Annotated in this window: 12 protein-coding genes; 9 read left to right on the forward strand and 3 right to left on the reverse strand. The window is 68.3% G+C overall.

All coding sequences use genetic code 11. The annotated features are described in order from the left end of the window. Genes FVA74_RS01235 through FVA74_RS01250 form a run of 4 tightly spaced genes read left to right on the forward strand, consistent with a single transcriptional unit; the run spans nt 1 to nt 3,356 of the window. A complete protein-coding gene (locus tag FVA74_RS01235; RefSeq protein ID WP_147719968.1) occupies nt 1–534 on the forward strand; it encodes a TRAP transporter small permease in 534 nt (177 codons plus the stop codon). Further along, on the forward strand, nt 534–1,952 hold the full coding sequence (locus tag FVA74_RS01240) for a TRAP transporter large permease (RefSeq protein ID WP_147719969.1): 1,419 nt from the start codon (nt 534–536) through the stop codon (nt 1,950–1,952). The genes FVA74_RS01235 and FVA74_RS01240 overlap by 1 nt, the downstream gene beginning before the upstream one ends. A gap of 7 nt (nt 1,953–1,959) precedes the next feature. Next, nucleotides 1,960–2,724 carry an HpcH/HpaI aldolase/citrate lyase family protein gene (locus FVA74_RS01245; RefSeq protein ID WP_147719970.1) on the forward strand — a complete coding sequence of 255 codons (765 nt, stop codon included), beginning with the start codon at nt 1,960–1,962 and terminating at the stop codon, nt 2,722–2,724. After that, nucleotides 2,721–3,356 (forward strand): RNA methyltransferase, encoded by a 636-nt coding sequence (locus tag FVA74_RS01250; protein WP_147719971.1) that lies wholly within the window; start codon nt 2,721–2,723, stop codon nt 3,354–3,356. Before FVA74_RS01245 ends, FVA74_RS01250 begins: the two co-directional genes overlap by 4 nt. Nucleotides 3,357–3,431: 75 nt before the next feature. Here FVA74_RS01250 and FVA74_RS01255 read toward each other — a convergent pair whose 3' ends face one another. Continuing rightward, on the reverse strand, nt 3,432–4,874 hold the full coding sequence (locus tag FVA74_RS01255; protein ID WP_147719972.1) for a YdiU family protein: 1,443 nt from the start codon (nt 4,872–4,874) through the stop codon (nt 3,432–3,434). 139 nt (nt 4,875–5,013) lie between these two features. Here FVA74_RS01255 and FVA74_RS01260 point away from each other — a divergent pair, with 139 nt between their 5' ends. After that, the gene (locus tag FVA74_RS01260) at nt 5,014–6,270 is read left to right on the forward strand and encodes an FAD-binding oxidoreductase (RefSeq protein WP_147719973.1); all 1,257 of its coding nucleotides are present in this window, start codon (nt 5,014–5,016) and stop codon (nt 6,268–6,270) included. Here the strand turns inward: FVA74_RS01260 and FVA74_RS01265 are convergent. Beyond that, nucleotides 6,267–6,599 (reverse strand): hypothetical protein, encoded by a 333-nt coding sequence (locus FVA74_RS01265; RefSeq protein ID WP_147719974.1) that lies wholly within the window; start codon nt 6,597–6,599, stop codon nt 6,267–6,269. The two genes, FVA74_RS01260 and FVA74_RS01265, sit on opposite strands and share 4 nt — an antisense overlap. A 238-nt stretch (nt 6,600–6,837) precedes the next feature. After that, the gene (locus FVA74_RS01270; protein WP_147719975.1) at nt 6,838–7,596 is read right to left on the reverse strand and encodes a class II glutamine amidotransferase; all 759 of its coding nucleotides are present in this window, start codon (nt 7,594–7,596) and stop codon (nt 6,838–6,840) included. Nucleotides 7,597–7,852: 256 nt separating this feature from the next. Here FVA74_RS01270 and FVA74_RS01275 point away from each other — a divergent pair, with 256 nt between their 5' ends. From FVA74_RS01275 to FVA74_RS01290, 4 genes are all read left to right on the forward strand, one after another. Then, a complete protein-coding gene (locus FVA74_RS01275) occupies nt 7,853–12,538 on the forward strand; it encodes an S-layer family protein (RefSeq protein WP_147719976.1) in 4,686 nt (1,561 codons plus the stop codon). A 184-nt stretch (nt 12,539–12,722) separates the two neighbouring features. Then, the gene (locus FVA74_RS01280) at nt 12,723–20,525 is read left to right on the forward strand and encodes an isopeptide-forming domain-containing fimbrial protein (RefSeq protein WP_147719977.1); all 7,803 of its coding nucleotides are present in this window, start codon (nt 12,723–12,725) and stop codon (nt 20,523–20,525) included. 50 nt (nt 20,526–20,575) lie between these two features. Then, on the forward strand, nt 20,576–23,170 hold the full coding sequence (locus FVA74_RS01285; RefSeq protein WP_147719978.1) for a LuxR C-terminal-related transcriptional regulator: 2,595 nt from the start codon (nt 20,576–20,578) through the stop codon (nt 23,168–23,170). 95 nt (nt 23,171–23,265) lie between these two features. Further along, nucleotides 23,266–24,552, forward strand: coding sequence for an adenylosuccinate synthase (locus FVA74_RS01290; RefSeq protein ID WP_147719979.1), 1,287 nt, complete (start codon nt 23,266–23,268; stop codon nt 24,550–24,552). Nucleotides 24,553–24,568: the final 16 nt, after the last annotated feature.

Below are 24,568 nucleotides of genomic sequence, written 5' to 3' on the forward strand. Positions count from 1 at the left end.
ATGATCATGGTCACACTGTGGGACCGGGTGTTCCGGCCGGTGACGAAGGCGTTCGCCGTCGTCTCCGCGGTGCTCTGCGGTGCCCTCGCGCTGCTCCTCACGGCTGAAGTCGTGATGCGAGCCACGACCGGGGGCTCCATCCGGGGCCTCTTCGAGATCGCAGAGCTCGCCCTCGTGATGACCGTGTTCCTCGGCTTCGCGCAGGCGGAGGTGAACGGCACGCACGTCCGCGTCACCCTGCTGACCGACCGGCTGCGGCCGGCCGTCGCCAACCGCCTGCGCGGAGTCGCCCTGCTCCTGGCGTGCGTGTTCCTGGCCTGGATGAGCATCGAGCTCGTCGAGCGTGCCGTGAACTCCTTCGTCGGGGGCGAATACCGCACCGGGTTGCTGAACTTCCCGGTGTGGCCGTCGCGCGCCTTCGTCGCCTTCGGCACGAGCCTCCTCACGGTCGTCGCGTTCGCGAAGTCGCTCGTCTTCCTCACCGGCCGCACGCCGTCCGGTGTCCCCGAGACCACAGAGGGGGGTGCTGTCTGATGTCGGCAGAACTCATCGTCGTCATCGTCCTGGCGCTGTTCTTCCTGATGCTCGCCATCGAGGTGCCCGTCGCATTCGCGCTCGGATTCTCGGGCATCATCGGCGCCGTCATGCTCCACTCGTTCCGGGTCGCAGACAGCGTGCTCGCCAACGTGCCCTACGAGTCGACCGCCAAGTTCTCGCTCATCGTCATACCCCTTTACATAATGCTCGGGGCGATGGCGACGCAGGCGCGGATTCCCGAGCGGGTCTACACCGTGATCAACAGGGTCGCTGGCCGCTTCAAGGGCGGCCTGGCGATCGCAACGATCGGCGCCAGCGGCGGTTTCGCCGCGGTGTCGGGCTCGAGCGTCGCCACCGCCGCCACGCTCGGCAAGATCTCCGTGCACCAGATGATCCGCCACGGCTACTCGGCCCAGCTCGCCACCGGCATTGTCGCGATCGGGGCGACGCTCGGCATCCTGATCCCGCCGAGCATCATCATGATCATGTACTCGATCATGAGCGGCGAGTCGATCGGGCAGCTCTTCAGTGCGGGCATCATCCCGGGCATCCTGTCGGCGGTCGCCTATGTGATCACCGCACTCATCCTCGTCAAGCGCGAGGGGTCCAAGGTCACCGACAACGCCGAGGTATTGGAGCGCATCGGGGTCGCAGAGGCTGGCGAGCCGGTCATCGCGGGCAGGCCGGCCACCACGCGCACCGCACGCGGCTCGGAACTCGTCGAGTCGAAGTCGAGTTCGCTCTTCGCTGAGATGCGCAGCCTGGTCTGGCTGCTCATCATCATCGGCGTCGTCGTGCTGAGCATCTTCACGGGCCTCACGACCCTGTCGGAGTCCGCCGCCGTTGCCGCACTCGTGGCAACCATCGCCGTGATCGCCGAACACTTCCGTTCGGGCCTTCGCTCGGTCGTGGCGCGCATTCGTGACGGACTCGCGGAGGCGGCATCCGTCACCAGCATGGCCTTCGCCGTCGTCGTGGGAGCGGGAATCTTCGCCTACTTCCTCGTGTCTGCACGCGTGCCCAACAACCTGTCGCGATTCCTGTCGGAGCTGGACGTGCCGCCGATGCTGATCGTCGTGCTCATCCTGCTGCTGATGGTGCCGCTTGGCATGTTCCTCGACTCCCTCGCGGTCGTCGTCATCGTCGTGCCGATCGTCTATCCCACCATCGTCGGGCTCGGCTTCGACGGGGTGTGGTTTGCGATCCTTCTCGTCAAGATGATCGAGATCGGCCTGCTCACGCCGCCCGTCGGCATGAACTGCTTCGTCATCTCGGGCGTCACCGGCATCAAGCTGGAGACGGTGTTCAAGGGTGTCGCGCCGTTCCTTCTCTGCGAGGCGGTCATCGTGGGGATCCTGCTCGCCTTCCCCGACATCGTGCTCTGGTTGCCCGAGATCGTCGCGGCATCGAGATAGGAGAGTCATGGTCATGCTGAAGCGCGACGAGACACGAGCGCCGCTCCTCGGTGGCTGGCTCGGCACGCGTTCGCCCGCCGTGGTGGACGCGTGCCGACAAGGAGGACTCGACTTCGTCGTGCTCGACACCCAGCACAGCGTCCTGACTCTGGGGGACTGCGCCGAGCTCCTCGCCGGTGTCGAGGCCGAGGACTTCACGGTGATCGTGCGAGTCGATTCGAATGACGACGCACAGATCGGCAAGGCGCTCGACTTCGGCGCATCCGCTGTCATCGTGCCGCTCGTCGAGACTGCCGAGCAGGCCGCCGCCGCCGCGCGCGCATGCAGGTTCCCGCCGCTGGGCACGCGCAGTTACGGACCGGTGCGTCGTGACATCTCATCGGCGTCGCCCACGGAACTCGACGAGAGGGCATCGCTCTTCGTCATGATCGAGACGACCCTGGGGCTGCAGAATGCGGCCGAGATCGCCGCGACCCCCGGAGTCGACGGCATCTTCGTGGGTCCGGCCGACCTCTCCATCTCGCTCGGACTCGCGCCGCACCGCGCCTTCGACACCGAGCAGCTCGAAGAACACTTCAGGGCGCTGCGGCACTTGGCCGACGAGCACTCCCTCACCCTCGGCACACTGGGCCTTGATGCGGATTCGTCCCGCAAGTGGGTGGACTACGGATGCGACCTGGTCGCCGTCGTGACGGCCGAGCGACGTCTGCTCGGCGATGCGGTCACCAGGCTGGCAGGAGACATCCGCGTTCGCGGTAGCGTCGAGGGGTGACCGAGGCGAACCCCACCCACGAGCTGTCGACCCACGGCGTCGGACCGTGGCAGGGCGAGTGGCCCACCGAGGAGTACTACGACCCCGAGCTGCTTGAGCGCGGGGACACCCGCAACGTCATCGACCGCTACCGCTACTGGCGCATGGAGGCGATCGTTGCCGACCTGGACGAGCACCGGCATCCGTTCCATGTGGCGATCGAGAACTGGCAGCACGACATGAACATTGGTTCGATCGTGCGCAGCGCCAACGCCTTCGCCGCCGACACCGTGCACATCATCGGCCGCCGCCGCTGGAACAAGCGCGGTGCCATGGTCACCGACCGTTACCAGCACATCCTGCATCACGAGGATGTCGCAGCGTTCGTCGAATGGGCCCGCAAGGAGGGCCTGCCGATTATCGCGATCGACAACGTCGAGGGCAGTGTGATCATCGAGACCTTCGACCTGCCGGAGCGCTGCGTGCTGCTCTTCGGGCAGGAGGGGCCGGGACTGTCGGAGCCCGCGATCGAGGCGGCGGATGCCGTGGTCGAGATCTCGCAGTTCGGCTCGACCCGGTCGATCAACGCCTCAGCGGCGGCCGCGGTCGCGATGCACGCGTGGGTGACGCAGCACGTGGAGTTCCCCGGCTGACGTTCCTCACTCATGAGCGTCCGGCCGGGCCGGCCGTCACGGCACCTGACTCCTGCGTTATGAAAGGGGAGCTGACTAGGTGCCGCAGAAGGTCTGGTAGGTGCCGAAGTCGTCGGCGCCGGGCGTCGCGTAGTGCTCAAGCCCGGCACGCTCGGTGTAGGGGTCAGACACTGCGGTGAGGAGAGTCTCCATGGGCGCGAGGTCGCCGTCGCTCCCCGCGGCAAGGGCCTCCTCGACGAGGTGATTGCGCGGGATGTAGAGCGGGTTGACCCGGCGCATGAGCTCGGCATCGGGCCCGAGCATCCGCCATTGCTCCACCCAGGCGTCGAAGGCCCCGGGGTCGAGGAAGAGTTCGCGCGCCGGCGCCACATCACCGTTGGCGGCGGCACCGAGGCGGCGGAAGAACGAGGTGTACTCGACCCGGTGCTCGCCCAGGATGCCATGGAGTTCAGCGACGAGCGGTGTCGGCGCGGTGAGTCCCAGCTTCTGCAGCATGCCGGCCTCCCACTCGGCCGTGTACTCGCCGCGGAACGCGCCGAGCGCCTCGACGGCAAGCTCGATCGCGCGTTCCTCCTCGTCGTGGAACAGCGGCAGCATGGCCTCGGCGAAGCGGGCGAGGTTCCACTCGCCGATCGCCGGCTGGTTGCCGTAGGCGTAACGGCCCTGCTGGTCGATCGAGCTGTAGACGGTCGCGGGGTCGTACGCCCCCATGAATGCGCATGGGCCGAAGTCGATGCTCTCGCCCGAGATGGTCATGTTGTCGGTGTTCATGACACCGTGGATGAAGCCCACGAGCATCCACCGTGCGATGAGCGAGGCCTGCGCCGACACGACGGCGCGATAGAGGGCGAGGTACGGATGCTCGGCGCTCGCGGCATCCGGATAGTGGCGGCTGATCGCGTGGTCGGCGAGGCGCCGCAGCAGATCGGTGTCGCCCGTGCCGCGCGCGTACTGGAAGCTGCCGACGCGCAGGTGGCTGCTCGCGACGCGAGCGAGGACGGCGCCGGGGAGCACGGTCTCGCGTTGCACGGGGCGGCCCGTCGCGACGACCGCGAGCGAGCGGGTCGTGGGGATGCCGAGCCCGTGCATGGCCTCGCTGATGATGTATTCGCGCAGCATCGGGCCGACGGCGGCACGGCCATCGCCGCCGCGCGCGAACGGTGTGCGACCCGAACCCTTGAGGTGCAGGTCGAGGAGCCGCCCGTCGACTTCGAGTTCGCCGAGGAGCAGCGCCCGACCGTCGCCCAGCCGGGGCGAGTAGCCGCCGAACTGGTGTCCCGCGTATGCCTGTGCAACGGGGGTCGCGCCCTCCGGCACCCGGTTGCCCACCAGCATCCGGAGCCCTTCAACACTTCGCAGTTGCTCCGCGTCGAGGCCGAGCTCGGCGGCGAGGGGTTCGTTGAGCACGAGCAGTCGCGGTTCCGGCGCCTCTTCGGCCTGCCATTCGAGCGCCAGTTCGGGCAGCTCGCGCGCGAAGCGGTTGCCGAGCGTGAGGTGCAGTTGGGTGGTCGCGGTCATGCCGGCGACGTTACGCCGCGATGCTGGGTGTGAGGGGAGTGAGTGGCCCAAGTCTCACCTTCCTGGCGTGGGCAAGCGCACGGTTTGGCCACTCGCGCCGCAGGTGCCTTGGCGGGGCGCCGGGACTAGGGTGACGAGCATGCGAAGCGTGATCGTTGTTGGGGCGGGGATCGTCGGCCTGAGCACAGCGTGGTTCCTGCAGGAGCGAGGGGTCGAGGTTACGGTCGTCGACCGGGGCGAGGTCGGACTCGGGGCATCGTGGGGGAACGCGGGCTGGATCGCCCCGGCTCTCACGCTGCCGCTGCCGGAGCCAGCAATCTTCCGCTACGGGGTCAAGGCCGTCGTGAGCCCGAGCTCACCCGTGTATGTGCCGCTCGCCGCCGACGCCAAGCTGCTGCGCTTCCTCGCGGGCTTCGCCTGGCACTCCACTCCGGCCAAATGGCGGGCCAACATGGAGACCTTCGCCGAGATCAACACGTGGAGCCTCGCCTCCTTCGACGTGCTCGCCGACGGCGGCGTCGAGGACCGCACGATCACGGCCGATCCCTTCCTCACCGGATTCACGAGCGAACGCGACCGCCAGGGCCTTCGCCACGAGTTCGCCGAGATCGAGAAGCGCGGCGGTGAGGTCGACTACGAGCTCATCTCGGGCGAGGAGTTGCGTGCGCTTGAGCCGGCCATCAGCGCGGAGGTGAGCCACGGCATCCGTATCGCGGGGCAGCGTTACATCAACCCACCACTCTTCGTGCGTTCGCTCGCCGACGCCGTCGAGGCGCGCGGCGGCACCATCATCACCTCGACCGCGGTGACGGATGTCACGGACACCGGTTCCGGCGTCATCGTCGAGGTCGACCAGCCACAGGCCGGCGGCGCATCACCGTGGGAGCTCCACGCCGACGCCGTCGTGGTCGCGAGCGGCACGTGGCTCGGGGCGCTCGCGGGCCGCTACGGCGTGCGGCAGGTCGTGCAGGCGGGCCGTGGCTACAGCTTCAGCGTGCGCCCGGACGCCGTGCCGGAGCATCCGATCTACTTCCCGGCACAGCGGGTGGCATGCACGCCCCTCGGCGACCGCCTGCGGGTCGGCGGGATGATGGAATTTCGGCCGGCGGACGCCGCGCCCGACCCGCGTCGCATCACGACGCTCGTCGAGGCGGCCCGGCCGCTATTCGAGGGCATCGACTGGGACGCCCGCGAGGATGAATGGGTCGGCTCGCGTCCTTGCACGGCGGACGGCCTGCCGCTCGTGGGGGAGACGCGCTCGCCGAGGGTGCACGTTGCCGGCGGGCACGGCATGTGGGGCGTGACCCTGGGCCCGCTCACGGGGCGGATTGTGGCAGATGCGATGACGGGCGGGCCGCGGCATCCGCTGCTGGATTCCTTTGATCCCTTGCGCTAGCTCGTCGCTGCGCCGTGCCTGGGAGTGTCGTCGCTCGGGTAGAGGTCGCTGTTCTCCAGCACCGTGCGTCGACCGAGCTCGGTGAGAACGAGCGCGTCATCCACCGTCTCGACCATCCCGGCGCTGAGCAGCATCGTCACGGTGCGTGGGTTGAGGCTCGTGTGCGCGGGGTCTGCGAGGATCGCGAAGGGAGGCCGCTGCGGGGTCCTCGGCTGCCAGGCATGGAGTCCCCAGCGGTCGATCTGCGCGAGCGTGAAGACGGATGCGATCGACAACTGCGAGGTGGAGCGGATACGACGGCGCGTATTGAGCAGGCTGGGCGCGGACATGGTTGTGCGTGTGTTCCTCTCGCGGGGTGCGGCCCGGGGGCGACCGCTGCGTGTCGGCATAAGTGCCGACACGGGTTGTACCCCGATATAGCACACGATAGCAGTTTGATCCTGAGTCCATACCGCCGGTATGTGCGCCGTCCCCATGGGGTGACGGCGCAGATAGGCCGACGCGGAGGGCACCGCGTCGAGCCAGGCGTACCCCGTTCGCGAGAAGTGGCAGGCGCCCGGACGAAGCTCAGGCGGCGATGGCCTCGCGACGCCCGTCGAGGTCGTCGATGCGCAGCTCGAGGGTGCGGCGATCGACCGTGAGCACGCTGCGCTCGGGAATGGCCCGCCAGCTCTCGCGCTCCCAGCCGCTTGAGGCGACCGCGAAGAGTCCATTGCGCTCGAGATAGGAGAGCGCGTAGTAGTCTGCGCCGACGAAGGCGGGGGCCTTGGCGTGCTCGTCGGCGACGATGATGAGTTCGTCTGGCGTGAGGAGCAGCGCGTTGATGCTCGCCTCGACCGCCACCTCGCTGAGGCGCGCGGCGACCGTGCGCACTGCGTCGACGGGGGATGACCGGCGCAGTTCAGAGACGAGCGCGAGCATGTAGCGTTCGCTGTCGGTGTCGCCCTGGATGCCGCGGCGGAGGTCGGGGTCGATGATCTGCTCGATCGCGGCAATCTCGCGGATCGAGCCGTTGTGGGCGAACGACACGTCGCCGTGCACGAAGGGGTGGGTGTTGCGATCGGCGACGGGCAGGTCGAGGGTCGCGGCCCTCAAGTGCGTGATGGCACTCGAAACGGGCACGGATGTCGCGGCCCGGTAGTGGGCGCTGCTGTGGGCCGCCTCGGCAGCCCGGATTATCGTGCGCTTGCCGGCGTGCTCGGCGGCCACGCCCCAGCCGTCGCCGTGGAGGCCAGCCGAAAGGGCGGTGAAGGCGGTGAAGTCGGCGCCGAGGGCATCCGGAATCGTCGTCTCATCGCGAGACACGAGTCCAAGGAGGCGGCACATGGCTCCAACGCTAGGCGTGGGCCGAGCGGCGCCCAAGTTGCCTCGTCACTCTGCGTAACAGATGGGTTGGGCGACGCCACGGCGCCTGATATGCCCCCAGTCCAAGGGTGAAACGCAGGGTGATCGACCCTAAGTTCTTCCGCAATCACGAACAGGCGTTGACAATATATGGGAACGCACGGCGAGTGGGGGGACCTTTCGCCGCAGCTTAAGCCCCTACCCGAGGGCAATCTTTTCACCCCGAAAGGCCAACCCGATGGCACTCCTGGCTCTTGGTCGAGCACTCTCGCCCGTTGCGGCAACCCTCGCCCTGGCGATCGGCTTCACCGGTCTCACTGTCGCGGCAGCGCCGACGGATGCCGCAGCCGCAGCCGCGGGGACACCCTTCGACTGCACCGAGCCGAGGTTCTTTGCGCAGGCAGAGGACAGTGGAAGGCTGCAAGTCAGTGTTGGGAGTTACACCCAGCAGGGCGACTCCATCTGGACCGCCATCGGGCAGACGTGGACCACAGGTTTCTTCAACGCGCTCGCCTTCAACCCTCAGGATGAATACCTGTACGGCACTCGTTACGGCGGAGGAACAGGCGTTGATGGCAGTCTCGTTCGCATCGACAGTGATGGGGGAGTCGATTACATCGGAGTCAGCAGTCAGCCGCTCGGCGCCCCGCCATCGTTCCTGTGGGATACGGGTGAGTTCGACTCCGCGGGCAACTACTACGTTGCTTCAGGCAACGGGGGAACCTCCACTGTCCACCGCATCTCCGGGCTGAAAGACGCCACAAGCTCTTCCGTGCCTCGTCCGGCACGCGCGGAAATTCCACTGACGCAGACGGTGCGGATCGCGGATCTCGCGTACAAGGACGGGTTGTTCTGGGCGCCGTACTACAGCTCAAACAACACCACCAGCGCGAGCTTCTACCGCATCGATCTCAACAATGTCTTGGGCAACGGCGTAGGCCGCGTGACGCAGTTCGCCCTTCCCGCCGGAGTTCCGGCGCAGGCCTACGGCTCCGCCTTCACGATGACCAACGGCAACCTCGCATTCATCGGCACAAACAACTACATGTATCAGGTCTCTATCGGAGATCGCCTGAACCCCACCCCCGCCCTCGTCAGTCGGGTAGCGGCGCCGCCCAACCAGCGCAGCGACGCGACGAACTGCGCGACAGCCCAGTACTCATCCTTGTCGGTTGAGAAGACTGGTCCCGCGAAGGTTGGTGTGGGTGAGCCAATCACATGGGATGTCACGGTCACCAACGAGGGCCCTGGAGTCACGTCCGGCTTCGTGCTCAACGACCTTCTGCCCAGTGGTCTCAGCAATGTCGCGGTGACCAGTGACGACACGTCGTGTGTCGTCAACGCTGCCAAGACGACCGCCACGTGCAACGGCGGCCGGCTCGGGGTCAACGAGACCGCCACGGTCCAGGTGACGGCGACGGCTCCCTCGACCCCCGGGCCCCTCCAGAACAGCGCGTACGTGATCGGAAACGAAGACCCGTCGCCCGACCCCGCCACGACCGCCGACACAGATGTTGTGATCTCGACTCTTGCGGGATCGCCCGTGTCCATCCCCGGGCCCGCCGGCATCAGGTCCTTCACCGGCCCCACCAACGGCGTGGTGTCGTTCGTGGGCGGCGCCTTCACCTACACGCCCAGCCCGGGCTTCTCTGGCCGGGACCAGTTCTCCTACACAACCGCCGCTGGCACGATCACGGTGTACATCGTCGTCGACCCGCTCGCGCAGGATGACACGGCAACGACGGTTGCGGGCAGCCCCGTCACGGTCGACGGCCCGGCACTGGTCGCCGCCGGCACAGGCACCGGTCTCGAACTCACCTCGGTCGACAATTCCGTGAACGGCACGGTGACGATCGTCGACGGCGACCCCGTCTTCACGCCGACTCCCGGCTTCTCCGGTACCGGTTCCTTCGACTACACCCTGACGGACGACGCTGACAGCGACGTGACCGCGACGGTCACGGTCACGGTCACGCCGACGGCGGGTCCGCTCACGCGCGGCACCTCGACCAACACCGCGATCAACATTCCGATCGCGGATCTTCTGGCCGCCTCGATCGGCACCGGACTCGAGGTGAGCCTGGGCGGTGCAGTGAACGGTGACGTGCGGGTTTCGGGCGCGAACGTCGTGTTCGATCCGGCGGAGGACTTCTCTGGACCTGCGAGTTTCACCTACACGGTCACGGACGACGAAGGCCAGACTGCGTCGGCAACCGTCAAGGTCGCCGTGTCGCCGGTCGCCGGCAACGACAGTGCCACCACACCGGCGGAGACGTCGGTTTCCATTGCCGTCCTCCGCAACGACAACGGCAGCGATCTCGAGATCACGGAGGTCTCGACCCCAAGCAGTGGCACCGCCCTCGTCGACGACGACGCGATCCTGTTCACCCCAGCCGACGACTTCTCCGGCACGGCGACGTTCACCTACGAGGTGACGGATGACGACGGCCAGACGGCGGTGGCGACCGTCACCGTCACCGTCACGCCGGTCGCCGCGGACGACTCCCGCACGACTGCCGCGGGGGCGCCGCTGACGGTCTCTGCCTCGGAGCTCGCCGCGGCTGGCATCGGAAGCAACCTGACCGTGATCTCCGTCAGCAACGCGGGCAACGGCAGGGTTTCGCTTGACGCATACGGCAACCCGGTGTTCGTGCCCACGAGCGATTTCTCGGGATCAGCCAGCTTTGACTACACGGTGTGGGATGCCGCGAACCAGATGGCGACGGCAACGGTCACTGTCACTGTGACCCCGGTAGGCACGGATGACACCGCGACGACCTCGGCTGAGACCGAGCTCGCCATCCCGGTGCTCGACAACGACCTCGGCAGCGGGCTCACCATCACCCGCATCTCCTCGGTCATGGGGGGCACCGCCGAAATCGATGGCGACAGCATCGACTTCATGCCGACTGCCGGCTACTCGGGCCCAGCCTCGCTCACCTACGAGCTGCGCGACACGTCCAACCAGGTCACAACGGCGACCGTCGCAATCGCCGTGACTCCCGTCGCTGAGGCCGACAGCGCGAGCACCACGGTTGGCACCGCCGTCACGATCGACGTGCTCGACGGCGACACTGGAAGCGACCTCACCCTCACGAACGTGACGGCGCCTGCGGGCGTCGACGCCGCCATTGTCGATGGTCAGGTCGTCTACACGCCCGCCGCCGGCTTCTCTGGCGATGTGACGTTCTCCTACACCGTCACAGACGCGTCGTTGCAGACGGCGACCGCGAACGTGACGGTCACGGTGTTGCCCACGGCGGCCGACGAGACCGCCGCGACCACCGTCAACACCCCCGTCACCGTGCCGGGCACGACCCTCGTCGATGCGGGCACGGGCACGGCCCTCACCCTCGTGGTGGTCAGCGGCGAAGTGAATGGCACTGTGAGGCTGGTCGACGGTGATGCCGTCTTCACGCCGACGGCGGGTTTCTCTGGTGACGCATCCTTCACCTTCACCCTCGAGGATCCGACTGGCGGCCGCGCGACTGGCACGGTCGACGTCACGATCGCGCCGGTCGCCAGCGCCGTGACTGCGTCGACCGAGGCTGATGTTCCCGTCACGGTCACGGCGTCAGACCTTGAGGATGCCGGCGTCGGCACCGGACTGGAGCTGGTGCGTGTCGGCGACCCCGCGAACGGCTCGGTCGCCCTCGACAGCGACGGCGACGCGGTCTTCACTCCGACGCCCGGCTTCTCGGGCACCGGCACCTTCACCTTCACGCTCGAGGACGACGACGGCGGCACTGCCACGCACACGGTGACGGTGACAGTCGGCCCCGTCGCGAACGCTGATTCCGCGTCAACGCCCATCGACACCCCCGTGACGGTCAATGTGCTCACGAATGACGTGGGCACCTCGCTCGGGGTCACCGCTCACGGTTCGGCACGCCACGGCACCGTAACGGTGGCAGCCAACGGCACGCTGGTATACACGCCCGATGCCGGCTTCTCGGGTGTCGACTCGCTTTCCTATGACCTCTCGGCAGACGGTGGCAGCGACTCCGCCTGGGTGACGATCCTCGTGACGCCGAACGCGCCAGACGATGCCGCGGTCACCGATGCGGGCAAGGCGGTCGACATCGACGTGCTCGCGAATGACGGCGGCACCGGGCTCGTCGTCACGGCAACCGGCACGCCGACTGCGGGCGGCACCGTGACGATCGAGGCCAGCGGGGTGCGCTTCACGCCCGCGCCCGGCTTTTCGGGCATCGACACCTTCACCTACACGGTGACGGATGCCGCGGGCTCGACGGCAGTCGCAGGGGTCACGGTCTCGGTGCTCCCGCTCGCGGCCCCGGTGGCCCGCGACAGCAAGGCCGGCCAGCCGGTCACGGTGGATGTGCTGCGCACGGGCACGGGGACCGGGCTGGTCGTGACATCCGTCGTTCCTTCCCCCCACGGCGCGACCGTGATCAACGCCGATGGCACGATCACCTTCACGCCGCGGGACGGTTTCTCGGGCGTCGTCGACCTTGAGTACACCGCGACGGATGCGGATGGCCTCACGACGGTCGGCACGGTCGCCCTCACGGTGATGCCGACCGCAGCCGACGACGAGGTGCGCACGGCCGCAGGCGAACCCGTCGTCATCAGCACGCTCGCCAACGACATCGGCAGCGGGCTGACCGTGATCGCGACGACGTCGCCGTCGAACGGCACCGTCGTGATCAACGCCGACGGCACGATCACGTACACGCCGCACACTGGCTTCGCGGGCAGCGACACCTTCACCTACACGGTTGAGGATGCCGCTGGCAGCACCGTCACGGCGTCGGTCTCGGTCGTGGTCGGGGCGGCGCTGCCGTTCATGGGGGCCGAGCCGGGTGGACTCGTGCTCCTCGCCTTCGGCCTCCTGGGGCTCGGCGGGCTGGGTCTCCTCGCACGGATGCGGATCGCCCGGCCCCGGCACCGCGCACGCTAGGCCGCGCGCACCCTCGGTACCCCATCCGGTCCCCCCAATGGGGGACCTAAGGGTGAATCGGGGGGTGAAACCCCGATATTTCGGGCGCCTGCGCCCGGCCCATTCGCCACCATGACTCGCGCGACACGGCCAGTCGTACTCCGTCACCCGAGGCGGTCTCCCCTACGAAAGACAAGGCATTTCTGTGCTGAACCCGAGCAAGTTCCTCGCTCCCCTCGCCGTGCTTGCGCTCGTCGCTGCGCCTCTCGTCTCAATCGCAGCGCCCCCGCAGCCCGCTGTCGCCGCGCCGACCATTGCGCTCGAGGTGACGGGCGAGGGCGGGAGCGTCCTCGCGGGGGAGGAGCGGGAGTTCCGGCTTGTCGCCAGCAACGAGGGTGACCCCGCCTTCAACCTGGCCTTCGTCGTCGACGTTCCCGTGGGGGTCGCGTTCGTCTCCTCAAGCATGGGCACCCCGGCAGTGGTGGAGGAACCCATCGCCCCCGCGGGTCACGTGCGCTGGGTGTGGGAAGACGTCGCGGACCTGCCGACGGGTGCGACGCTCCCCATGACGCTCGTCGTCGAACCGGCCGTCCCCGGCTTCTCCTCACCGACGTGGACGGCTGACCCGACGCTCTTCCCCGTCGGCTCCGAGTTCGACATCGTGTCGTCGGCGTACGTGAGCGACTCCGCGGCGCACCTGCCCGTCTTCGGCGGCAGCACGGGTGTCGGCGGCCAGCCCGCAATCGACGCGACCGTGGCATCCGCCCCCGCCACGACCTCCACGGCCATCGACGCCATCCGCATCACCAAGGAGGAGCCGAGCGCAGAAGCTGAGCTCCTTCGCGGCGTGCATGATCAGCACACCAGGTACACGTTGCTGGTCGAGAACAACGAGAGCTTCCGCACCGATGGCATCACCGTCGTCGACTACCTTCCCGCCGGCCTCGAGTTCCTCGCCTGCGGCAACGTCGACAACACGAGCGTCGGCGAGGAATACCTTGGCGCCGGCACCATCGCAGGCGCCCCGGTTGCCGGATGCGACGAGACGATCCTCACTGAGGTCGAGACGATCGAGAAGACCGGCGCAGCATACGGCGACACGCTCCCCGGTCGGCTCGCGCCCGGCGTCTACACGCGCGTCACCTGGAACATCGGCTCCCTCCCGGCGGGCTCCTCGCGCACGATCGCCTACGCCGCCGCAGTGCCCCTCTACGAGAACATCATGACGTGGCCCGATGTCGCTCCGCTCGGGTCGAGCCTCGAACAGGCCGCGAACCTCGACAACAACACGGGCCCCTCGACCCGGCACGGCGACGGGGCGGATGTCGCATACTCCGCTGACCCGGGGGCGCGCACGGCCGACGACGGCGACGTGTGGACGAACTCCGCGCGAGCCACGGGAACCTTCCCCGGCGTCGTGCGGGCAGTCGACGCGGCATCCGCGAACTCCCAGCGTGCCGTCGCAGACGAGGATGACGAGATCATCCACGCCATGGACCTCGCCGTCGTCAAGACGACGGCAGCCGGCGGATTCAGCCAGCAGGGCCAGCGCGACTACACCCTCACGCTCCGCACGGGCGAGTATGCGAGCGCCGACGGCATCGTGCTGCGCGACACGGTCGCGAATGGCCTCTGCCCCCTCGTGCCCGTTGGCACCGTGCTGATCGGTGACTATCCGGAGGAATGTCTCCCGACGACGATTCCCGGCGCCATCACGGGCGACGCGACGGTCTACTCCGTGATCTTCGACTCGGCCACGGGCGAGTTCACGATGGTGCTCACGGTCAACTCCGTGATGGGCTCCAATGCCATCCAGCAGGTCACCTACCCCGTGCTCATGCGCACGCAGTATGAGGACGGCCCCAAGTACGGCGCGACCACCTCTGGCGACGCGTTCTCCAACACGGTCGACATGAGCGGACGCACCACGCTGCTCGCCGATGTTGCCGCGCTTCCCGGCCAGCTCGGCGAGCAGGACGTGTGGGACGACTCACGCGTGACGATCGAATCCTCCGTGCCCGCGATCGACAAGCGCGTGCTCGACCGCAACGAGGTCGCGGGCGTCACGACGCCCTGTGCGAACGGTGCTGCCTGGCGCAGCGGCGATGGCACCGACGTGCCAGAGGGATTCCGCCTGGGTGACACGGCATGCTTCCTGCTCACGGTCGACTTCCCCGACGACATCACGACCCGCAACCCCGTCGTCTCCGATTTCCTGCCTGAGGGCCTCAGCTACCTCGGCTCGGAGGTGCGTCCCGGCGGCCCCGAGCTCGTCGTCCACCCCGCGGCGGTCCCGGCCGCGGGCCGCCTCGCGTGGAACGTGGGAACCGTTGGTGCGGGAGGCGACCGTTACGTCGCCCCCGGTGCAAGCCTCGAACTACTGGTCTGGGCCGAGGTCGTCGCGGCAGCCGACGGCACCCCGGTCGACAAGCCCGAGAACCTCATGAAGTACCGCCAGGAGAACGTGCTCGGCGACGTCTTCTTCCTCCGCGACGGCGCCGCCCTGCTGCGCGATCCCGACCCCACGCTCGTGAAGGGCGTGCAGGCGATCACGCCGCTCGCGGGCACGCCGAGCGGCGCGGACTTCGGCTCCAACCGCGACAACATCCTCGTCTCCGAGGGGGATGCGGTGACCTACCGCATCGACCTCGCGGGCAACTCGAACGACATCATTGGCGTCGAGGTGTGGGACGTGCTGCCTGAGGGCATCACAGCAGCGGATGTCGCGGGCGTCACGGTCGGCGGAATCGCCCCCGATGCGGGCGATATCGACATCATCGACAATGCGTCTGGCCTCACGCCGTCAAGCCTCAACGGGCGTTCGGTCATCAAGGTGCGCGACGTCACGATCCCGGCCGACGGCACGCAGACGATCAACTACACGCTCACCGTGCCGAGCGAGACCTCGGTCGAGACCTCCTTCGTCAACACGGCATCCGTCGTGGCGTTCGAGGCGGGGCTCAACACGGGGGTCGCGACCCCGCGCTATCCGGACACCTCAGTGGACGCTTCGCGACCCGGCAACTACACCGCGCCGCAGCTCATCGACCCCTCCGAGGTGCATCTCGCACCCGTCTCGGTCGACAAGTCCATCGTCGCGAGCGATGAGGACTACGCGCAGAACGGCACCGCGCAGGCGGTCGTCGGCGAGCTTGTCGAGTACGAGTACTCCGTCACGGTGCCCGCGCGCACGACCGTCTTCAACGGCCGTCTCGTCGACTCCCTGCCGTCGCAGCTCGCGCTGCACGAGGTCGTCGGCGCGACGATCGACTTGGGCGACGGCAGTGCCCCGGGCGACGCGACGGCGCTGGCCGGCTTCAGCCTTGATGCATCCGGCCTCCTTGCCTTCCCGCCTGTGTACTCGAACAAGAGCAACACCCCGCAGACGTTCACGGTCAGCGTGACCGCGTTCCTGCGGGCAACCGGCAACGTCCACGGCAACACCCGCACCAACACGGCGACTTTCACGAGCACGGTCGAGTCAGACGCCGATTCCGACACGCTCAGCCACGATGCGGATGCAGACCTGCGGGTCGTCACGCCCGCGCCGACGGTCGCCAAGGCGGTGACGCTCGTCGATGGTGTCGCGCCGAGCGTCACTCCGGCCCCCGTGCGCGCGGACGACCAGATCACCTACCGGCTGACGGTGACGAACCCCGCTCGGCCGACCTCCTACGACACGGTCGTTGAGGACTGCGTTCCGGCCGAACTCGAGGATGTGGTGCTCGGCACTCCCTCGATCGGCACCGCGACCATCTCGTCGAGCGACCCCGACTGCGGCACGCTCATCACGTGGAACCTCGGCGTGGTCGCACCCGGCGCGAGCCCAACGCTCGAGTACACGGCCGGGGTCGTAACTGATGCCGTCGGCGGCGCCGTCTACAACAACACCGTCGAGCTCACCGGCTTCGGGCTGCCGAGTTCCGCGAACCCGAGCGGCGTGCGTGGCACGGTCAGCGACGATGCGGATGCTGACGTCGAGGTGCTCGGCGCGACCCTGAGCAAGACTGCAGATCGCGCGACGGCGACAATTGGCGAGACCGTCACCTACACGCTCACGACGGTGCTCCCGGCCGGCGTGACCTTCTACGACGCCGAGCTCAGCGACGACGTGCCGGCAGGCATCCGGATCGACTCTGTCGCCGGAACGAGCTACAACGGCGCCAGCCTGCCGAACGCCGCTTACGCCAGCGATGGGGCTGCACAGACCATCACCTGGTCCTTCGGTGACATCCCCGCAGACAACGCCGCCGATCGCACCATCACGATCGTCTATGAGGGCACCGTCGTGAGCACCTCGGCAACGGCTCCCGCCGCGGGCGCGAACCTCGACAACACGGCACGCTTCGCCTGGAACACGATCGACAACACCGACTCGAGCGAGATCGAGACGGAGCCGGATACGTACCGCGTGACGGTGCTCGAACCGCGCCTCGCGATGGCCAAGACCGTGAATGCCCTCGACGAGACGACCGTGGCCCCCGGTGAAGAGTTCACCTATGCGGTCACCGTCTCCAACGCGAGCGGCACGACGCGTTCGACGGCCTACGACACGGTCGTCGTGGACGAGATCCCGGCAGGCGTGGTCGTCGACAGGGCCACGATCGCAACGGCGACTCCCGGGGTGACCTTCGTGGCGACACCCGCCACCGGCGTCGTCGAGACGATCACCTGGACGATCCCGTCGATCGCGCCGGGAGCATCCGTCACCCTCGCCTACCAGGCAGAGCTGGCGGCCTCATCGACGCTCGCGACGGATGCGGTGCTGACCAACGTCGCCGACGTGACCGAATACTTCTCCCTCCCGTCGTCGGACCCGAACGTTCGCGACAGGCGGGAATACGACGGCCCCGAGGCCGATGCGGTCGTCGAGCCGGAGTTCCCGGTGCTCGACGTTGCGAAGGCCGCCGACACGCTCGTCGCCTACCACGAGCTCGCACACGGTTTTGAGGTCGTCGTGACCAACCGGGGCAACGGCACGGCGGTCGGGGTGGCCGTCTCCGACGTGCTGCCGGAGCACTGGACGTATGTCCCGGGTTCGGCATCCCTCGGCGGGGTCGCCTTCAATGACAGCAACCTGGCGATCAGTGGCCAGACGCTCACCTGGACCGGCCTCGGCGACCTCCTCCCCGCAGGCTCGCTCACGCTCGCCTACGAGGCAGTGCCCTCGACGGATGCCGCGACGGGCTCCTCGACCTCGCACACCAACGTCGCGACAGCGACGGCCGGCGACACGAGCGGTGCGGGTGGCAACGCGGCCGGCACCTATCGGGGTTCGGATGATGCCTCGGTCACGATCAACCGTGCGGACCTCGTGATCGACAAGGCCTCGAGCGGTGACGCAGTTGCCGGCACGGAGCACACGTGGACGATCGACGTGAGCAATGCTGGCCCGGATGTCGCGGTCGGCCCGATCGTCGTGACCGACACCTTGCCCGCCGGGGTGAGCTTCGTGTCGTCGAGCGGCACCGGCTGGACCCGCACGGGACCCATCGATGGCGAATACACCTTCACGCACCCCGGCCCGATCGGCGTCGGCGGCGCACTGCCCTCGATCTCGATCGTCACGGCCATCGACGCCGCGATCGAGCACGGCACCGTCATTAGCAACACGGCGGATGTCTCGGGCCGCACCCACGAGACCGTGACCAACAACAACACCGACACCGACCAGGTCACCGTCTCGGCAGTGGCCGACCTCGAACTCGTGAAGACGATCGCCGGTGCGAGTGTCATTGCGGGTGAGGACGCGGTGTGGACGATCCAGGTCACCAACCATGGCCCCTCCGTGTCGCACGGACCCATCACGGTCACCGACACGCTCCCCGACGGGATCGGCACCGCGACCGCGAGCGGAACGGACTGGACGTGTGAGCCGGCGAGCGGTGGCGAGCTCGAGTGTGTCTATGCGGGCGACCTCGGGGTCGGGGCATCAGCCCCCGCCATCACCGTGACCACGCCCGTGCTTTCCTCGACGACGGCCACCCTGATCAACGAGGCGACGGTCGTGCCCACGACCGAGGAGCCGGCGGTGCAGGCTTACGACAACACGGATGACGCGAGCGCAGGGCTCCTCGGCACCCGGGCCGACCTCACGCTCGAGAAGTCGCTCTCGTCGAGCAGCCTCGTCGCAGGGGAGACGGCGAGCTACCGCATCGAGGTCACCAACAATGGGCCGTCGGACGCCGTCGCCGTGACGGTGAGCGACACCCTGCCCGCGGGTCTGACCTTCGTGCCGGGCAGCGTCTCGAGCGCCGACTGGACGTGCGTGGAGAACGCCCTCGATTCGAGCGTGATCGACTGCACGCTCGTGGCCGGTGCCGGCATCCTCGTGGACGAGCAGAGCCTCGCCTTCGAGTTCGACGTCGAGGTCGCATCATCCCTCGTCGGCTCCGTGACCAACACGGCGACGGTCGACTCGTCGACGACCGACCCCGACCCGAGTGACAACACCGACGCCGTCACGAACTCGGTGGTGCTCGAGCCTGAACTCTCCATCGTGAAGCAGACGACGGCGACTGCGACCGAGGGTGGCGCGACGGTCGAGTACACGCTCGCCGTCACGAGCGAGGGACCCTCGGATGCGACGGCCGTCGTGCTGCGCGACGAGCTGCCGCCGACCCTGCGCTTCGTCTCCTCGACCGAGACGGCGCCCACGGCTGGCGCAGCCGGATGGAGCGCGCCGACCGTCACGGGCCAGGACGCCGAGGGATACGGCGGAGTAGTCGAGTGGACGCTCCAGGGAACACTTCCCGCGGGCGCCGATGCACCCCTCGTGACGGTCATCACCGAAGTGGCGACCGAGGCGGGCTCCGACGGCACGCTCGACGAGATCGTCAACACGGGCGAGGTTGACTGGACCGACCTCGCAGGACTGGGCCCCGCCAGCGACGATGACTCGACGCAGACGCCGCTGCGCTGGGTCAGCTACGCGGGCGCGTCGAACTGCATCGATGACACCCCCTGGTTCGACTACGAGGTCACCACGAGCACCAACGTCGACACGACGGCCCTGCCCGTGACCTTCAGCTGGTACAAGGACGCCGACCGCAACGGCATCCCGGAAGACCCGGCAAGCACCGAGAGTGACCCGATCGTCGACGACCCGGCCGCGCAGCCGGTCGCCGTCTACACGATCGCTGCGGGCGCCGCGACGCTCGAGACCCACGACGGCGCGGACTTCCCCGTGCGCGTCGCGACGGATGCCGGCACGCGCACGCTAAGCGGCTCGGTCGTGTGGCCGGGCACGGAGGTCGACGAGACGGGCACGGCAATCGCGTGGCCCGGATGGCGTGTGGCCCTCGCCGGCGAGACTGCGACATGGGAGAACCTCGTCTACGACGAGACGCTCCTCGGCGCCAACCTTCGTGCGGGCGCCCTCGTGAAGATCGCCGTCAACCCGGTGACCACGACGATCCAGGCGTTCCCCGCGTCGACCCCGGCGTGTGCTCTCGAGCGCACCCCCTCCCTCGCGCTGTCGAAGACGGCCAGCGTCGTCGACGCGGCGCCCGGCGACCGTTTCGAGTACACGCTCGAGGCCACGCAGGAGTCACTCGGCGCGGCTGCGGAGGTGACCCTCGTAGACCCCATCCCGGCAACGCTGCGCGTGCTCTCCGTCACCGCGACACCCTCGAGCGACCCGACGGTGCCCGGATGGAGCGCCTGCACGACGACCGGACAGGGGCCGGATGGTCTTGGCGGCACCGTGCGCTGCGAACTCCAGGGGCTCCTCGGTGCAGGCCAGACTGCGCCTCCCATCGTGATCGCCGTCGAGCTGTCGCCGTATGCCACGGGCGAGACCCTCGTCAACCGTGCGACGCTCACCTGGGTCGATCCCGACGGGGAGGGCCCCGACGGTCGCGTGCTCGCAAGTGCCTCGGTCAATGAGGGATGGCTCGTGCGTACCGGTCTCGACTCCTTGGTCATCCCCGTGTCCGTAGGGGCAGGGCTCCTGCTCCTCGGCGCAGTGCTCCTGACGCTCCGGCGCAGGTCGCGCCGCAGCGCTTGAGACTCCCGGCCCTCCCTCGACTCCGCGGGAGGGCCGTTAAGCTCTGAAGCGTGGGGAACATCTACGCCGTCCCGCGGATCCCGCGCAGCATCGTGCACCGCGCCCGCCTCTCGGCGGTATTGCAGCAGGGTGCACCCCTCATCGTCGTCCGGGGCGCTCCCGGCGCGGGCAAGACAACCGCTGTCGCCGACTGGGCGCAGCGGGCTGAGGCAGACGGGTCGCGCGGGGTGTGGCTGACCGTCGACGCGGCCGACGGCGACCGTGGTGTCTTCTGGCAGGTGGTTGTGCGCCAGCTCGACGACGCAGGCCTTCTTCCCCAGCAGGGCCCGCTCCGCGAACTGCTCCTCGAGAGCGGTGCGCCCCCCGAACTGCGACGGATGCTCGTGCGCGGCTTCAGCGCGATTCCGCACGACCTGCTGCTGATCCTCGACGATCTCCATCACGCCGAGGACGGGGTGCTGGAGGAGATCGCGGCCGTGCTGACGGCATGCCGTCGCATCCGCGTGATCGCCTTGACCCGAAACCGCAGCCTCTTCGATGCCGAGCGGATCACGATGACGCTCGAACCGGTCGTCCTGAGCACACGAGACCTGCTCTTCACGCGGGAGGAGACGTGGGATCTCGTGCGGATATTCCAGGTGCCGGATGCCGACGGGGTCGTCGCCGAGACGGTCAGGAAGGTGACAGGCGGGCTGCCCCTCGCGGTGCGCGGCACGCTCCTCGCGGCGGGTCGCGACTCCTTCGAACTCACCCCCGACACAATCCGGCAGCACATCGAGACGGTCAGCAGTGGGACGTTCGCCGACGTGTGGAACCTGCAAGGAGGCGAGGACCCTGAGGTCGACGCGACCCTCAGGCTGTCGATCGCGGAGGTCATCACGGTGCCGCTTGCCGCGTCCCTCACGGGGAGGAGCCCCGACGACGCTGCCAGGCTCCTTTCCTCAGTCGAGGGGGCAGGGCTGGGGTGGTGGGCGTCGGAGGAAGAGGGCGCCGCATTCACCTTCAGCACCGAGGTCAGGGACGGCATGCGTCGCGAACTGCACCGCCGTTTCCCCCAGGAAGTGGCGGGCCTGCGGCGCACCGTCATGACCTGGAGCCTCGACCACGAGCGTGAACTCGAGGCCTTCCAACACGCGCTCGCCTTGCGCGACTACGCATTCGCCAACCAGGTGCTCATGCGGGCGTACTGGAAGCTCCTGCCGCACCGCGGCATCCTGATCGCCGAGCTCTCGTCGGTGTCCAAGCGCACGCTGGGCACGCAGCCCCTTCTCGCGATCCTGTACGCGCTCGTGCTGAATGCCGAAGGTGCCCAGGCGCGAGCCTCTGAAACGTTCGCGATTGCGATCGTCGCCTCGCGCACCACCGCCCCCACCGCGGATCCCTCCCTCAAGGTCGTGCTGGCCACGATCGAGGCGACCGCGCTCCGAGTCACCGGCCGGTTCTCGCGCTCGCTCGAGGCCGCCAGGCGCACCGCCGCACTGCTGGAGGAACTCACACATGAGCAGCGCGAGGGCCTCAGCACCGTCGAGGGCACGGTGCTCGTGCACACGGGACTCTCGTTCTTCTATGCGGCGGAGCGGGAGCGTGCCCACGAGTTCTTCCTGGCGGCCTGCGAGGTGGCGCATCCCGCGTCCCGGCTGCAGGGTCTCTCGCTTACCGCTGGAAGCTATGCGCTGCAGGGGCACATGCCCGAGGCGCAGGCCGCCGTCGAAGCGTGCGAGGCGGGACCCTGGCCCAAGCGCCAGATCGAGGGCTACCCGGGGGCGATGTACCAGGTCGCCGCTGGGCTCGTCGCGGCCGAGCGGGGCGACTACCCTGCCGCGCTCGCCCGGGTCGACGTCATGGAGGCCCACCTCGAGACGATCGAGCACTGGCCACTCTTCATGTACCTCAAGTCCCTCGCTCACATGGGCCTCGGCGGAGCGCTGGCCGGTGCCACCCAACTTGAGATGGCGTTGCTCCGCAGTGCGAGGCCCTCCGTCGCCGAGGGCACGAAGGCGCTGCTCGACGCGACCCTCGCGAACCTGCACATGGCTGCCGGACAGAACGGCCGCGCGGAAGAATGCCTCGCGTGGCAGCCGGCCGGGTCACGGGCGGTTGCCGTGGCGCGGGCAAGGCTCCAGCTCATCCTCGGCAACCCGGATGGCGCGGCCCGTGAACTCAGGGGCGCCGAGCCCGGCCAGCCCCGGCCGCTCGCGGAGACGCTCCTACTTGCATCCGCGACACGCCTGCGCATGGGGAGGGAGGGCGAGGCCATCGTGTTCGCTGAGCGCGCCCTCAGCATCATGCGCGACAGGGGACTCACGACCCCGTTCCGCCTGCTGCCAGCCTCGGATGCCGCGGCGCTCGTCGACTTCGTCGCCTCCGTCGACCGGCTCGCCCCGTTCCGGGACTTCACGGCGGAACTCGCGCAGGGGCCGAACTTCATGCCGGCTGCCCCGCGCACAGTGCAACTCACGGATCGCGAGCTCGTCGTGCTGCGCAGGCTCGCCGGGCCCGCGAGCCTCAGTGAGATCGCGGCGGAACTCTACGTCTCGCTCAACACCGTCAAGTCGCAGGTTCGGAGCATCTACAAGAAGCTCGGTGTCTCCTCCCGTGACGAGGCCGTCGCCGAGGCGGGGCGGTTCAGCTTCCTCGACGCCTGAAGCCCCTCTGTGAGACATCCACAGGCTTCCTAGGCCGTCGTCAGTGCGACCGGGTAGAATCGGGTGTCATCCCCCTCCATTTCTAAGGAACTCGCATGCCCGCAATCGTGCTCATCGGTGCCCAGTGGGGCGACGAAGGTAAAGGCAAGGCGACCGACCACCTCGGCGACCGGGTCGACTACGTCGTCAAGTTCAACGGTGGCAACAATGCTGGCCACACGGTCGTGGTCGGTGACGAGAAGTACGCGCTGCACCTGCTGCCCTCCGGCATCCTCTCGCCCGGCGTCGTGCCGGTCATCGCCAACGGTGTCGTCGTCGACATCGAGGTGCTCTTCGAGGAACTCGACGCGCTCGCGGCACGAGGGGTGGATGTCTCGCGCCTGCGCGTGAGCGCCAACGCCCACGTCATCACGCTGTACCACCGCACCCTCGACAAGGTCACGGAGCGGTTCCTCGGCAAGCGCCAGATCGGCACGACCGGTCGCGGCATCGGGCCGACGTATGCCGACAAGATCAACCGCGTGGGCATCCGCATCCAGGACCTCTTCGACGAGAACATCCTGCGCCAGAAGATCGAGGGCGCGCTCCACCAGAAGAATCACCTGCTGGTGAAGATCTACAACCGTCGCGCCATCGAGGTCGACGAGATCATGCAGGAGCTGCTGCAGTACGCCGAGCGGCTGCGGCCGATGGTCGACGACACCGCGCTGCTGCTGCACCGCGCCCTCGACGAGGGCAAGACCGTGCTGTTCGAGGCCGGCCAGGCAACCATGCTGGATGTTGACCACGGCACCTACCCCTTCGTCACCTCGTCCAACGCGACCTCTGGTGGCGCTGCCACCGGTTCGGGCGTCGCGCCGAACCGCTTCGATCGGGTCATCGGCGTCGTCAAGGCGTACACGACCCGTGTCGGCGCCGGGCCATTCCCGACCGAGCTCTTCGACGAGTGGGGTGACTTCTTGCGCAACAACGGCGGCGAGTTCGGCACCACGACCGGCCGCCCGCGCCGCTGTGGCTGGTATGACGCGCCAATCGCACGCTACTCGGCCCGCATCAACGGCGTCACCGACTTCGTGCTCACCAAGCTTGACGTGCTCACGGGGCTCGAGACGATCCCCGTCTGCGTCGCCTACGAGGTCGACGGGGTGCGGGTCGACGAGATGCCCGTCTCGCAGTCCGACTTCCACCACGCGAAGCCCATCTACGAGGAGTTCCCCGGCTGGTCGGAAGACATCACGGGTGCTCGCCGCTTCGAGGACCTGCCGAAGAACGCGCAGGACTACGTGCTCGCGCTCGAGAAGATCAGTGGTTCGCGCATCTCGGTGATCGGCGTCGGCCCCGGCCGCGACGAGATCGTCGTGCGGCACGACGTCGTCGACTGAAGCCGAGTTCGGGGAT

This window comes from Salinibacterium sp. dk2585, assembly GCF_008001035.1.
Taxonomy (GTDB): domain Bacteria; phylum Actinomycetota; class Actinomycetes; order Actinomycetales; family Microbacteriaceae; genus Homoserinimonas.

What these genes read in the sequence shown, in the direction of transcription:
- FVA74_RS01235 (WP_147719968.1), top strand. Translation starts at nt 1, where the DNA reads ATGATCATGGTCACACTGTGGGACCGGGTGTTCCGGCCGGTGACGAAG.
- FVA74_RS01240 (WP_147719969.1), top strand. Translation starts at nt 534, where the DNA reads ATGTCGGCAGAACTCATCGTCGTCATCGTCCTGGCGCTGTTCTTCCTG.
- FVA74_RS01245 (WP_147719970.1), top strand. Translation starts at nt 1,960, where the DNA reads ATGGTCATGCTGAAGCGCGACGAGACACGAGCGCCGCTCCTCGGTGGC.
- FVA74_RS01255 (WP_147719972.1), bottom strand. Translation starts at nt 4,874, where the DNA reads ATGACCGCGACCACCCAACTGCACCTCACGCTCGGCAACCGCTTCGCG.
- FVA74_RS01260 (WP_147719973.1), top strand. Translation starts at nt 5,014, where the DNA reads ATGCGAAGCGTGATCGTTGTTGGGGCGGGGATCGTCGGCCTGAGCACA.
- FVA74_RS01265 (WP_147719974.1), bottom strand. Translation starts at nt 6,599, where the DNA reads ATGTCCGCGCCCAGCCTGCTCAATACGCGCCGTCGTATCCGCTCCACC.
- FVA74_RS01270 (WP_147719975.1), bottom strand. Translation starts at nt 7,596, where the DNA reads ATGTGCCGCCTCCTTGGACTCGTGTCTCGCGATGAGACGACGATTCCG.
- FVA74_RS01275 (WP_147719976.1), top strand. Translation starts at nt 7,853, where the DNA reads ATGGCACTCCTGGCTCTTGGTCGAGCACTCTCGCCCGTTGCGGCAACC.
- FVA74_RS01290 (WP_147719979.1), top strand. Translation starts at nt 23,266, where the DNA reads ATGCCCGCAATCGTGCTCATCGGTGCCCAGTGGGGCGACGAAGGTAAA.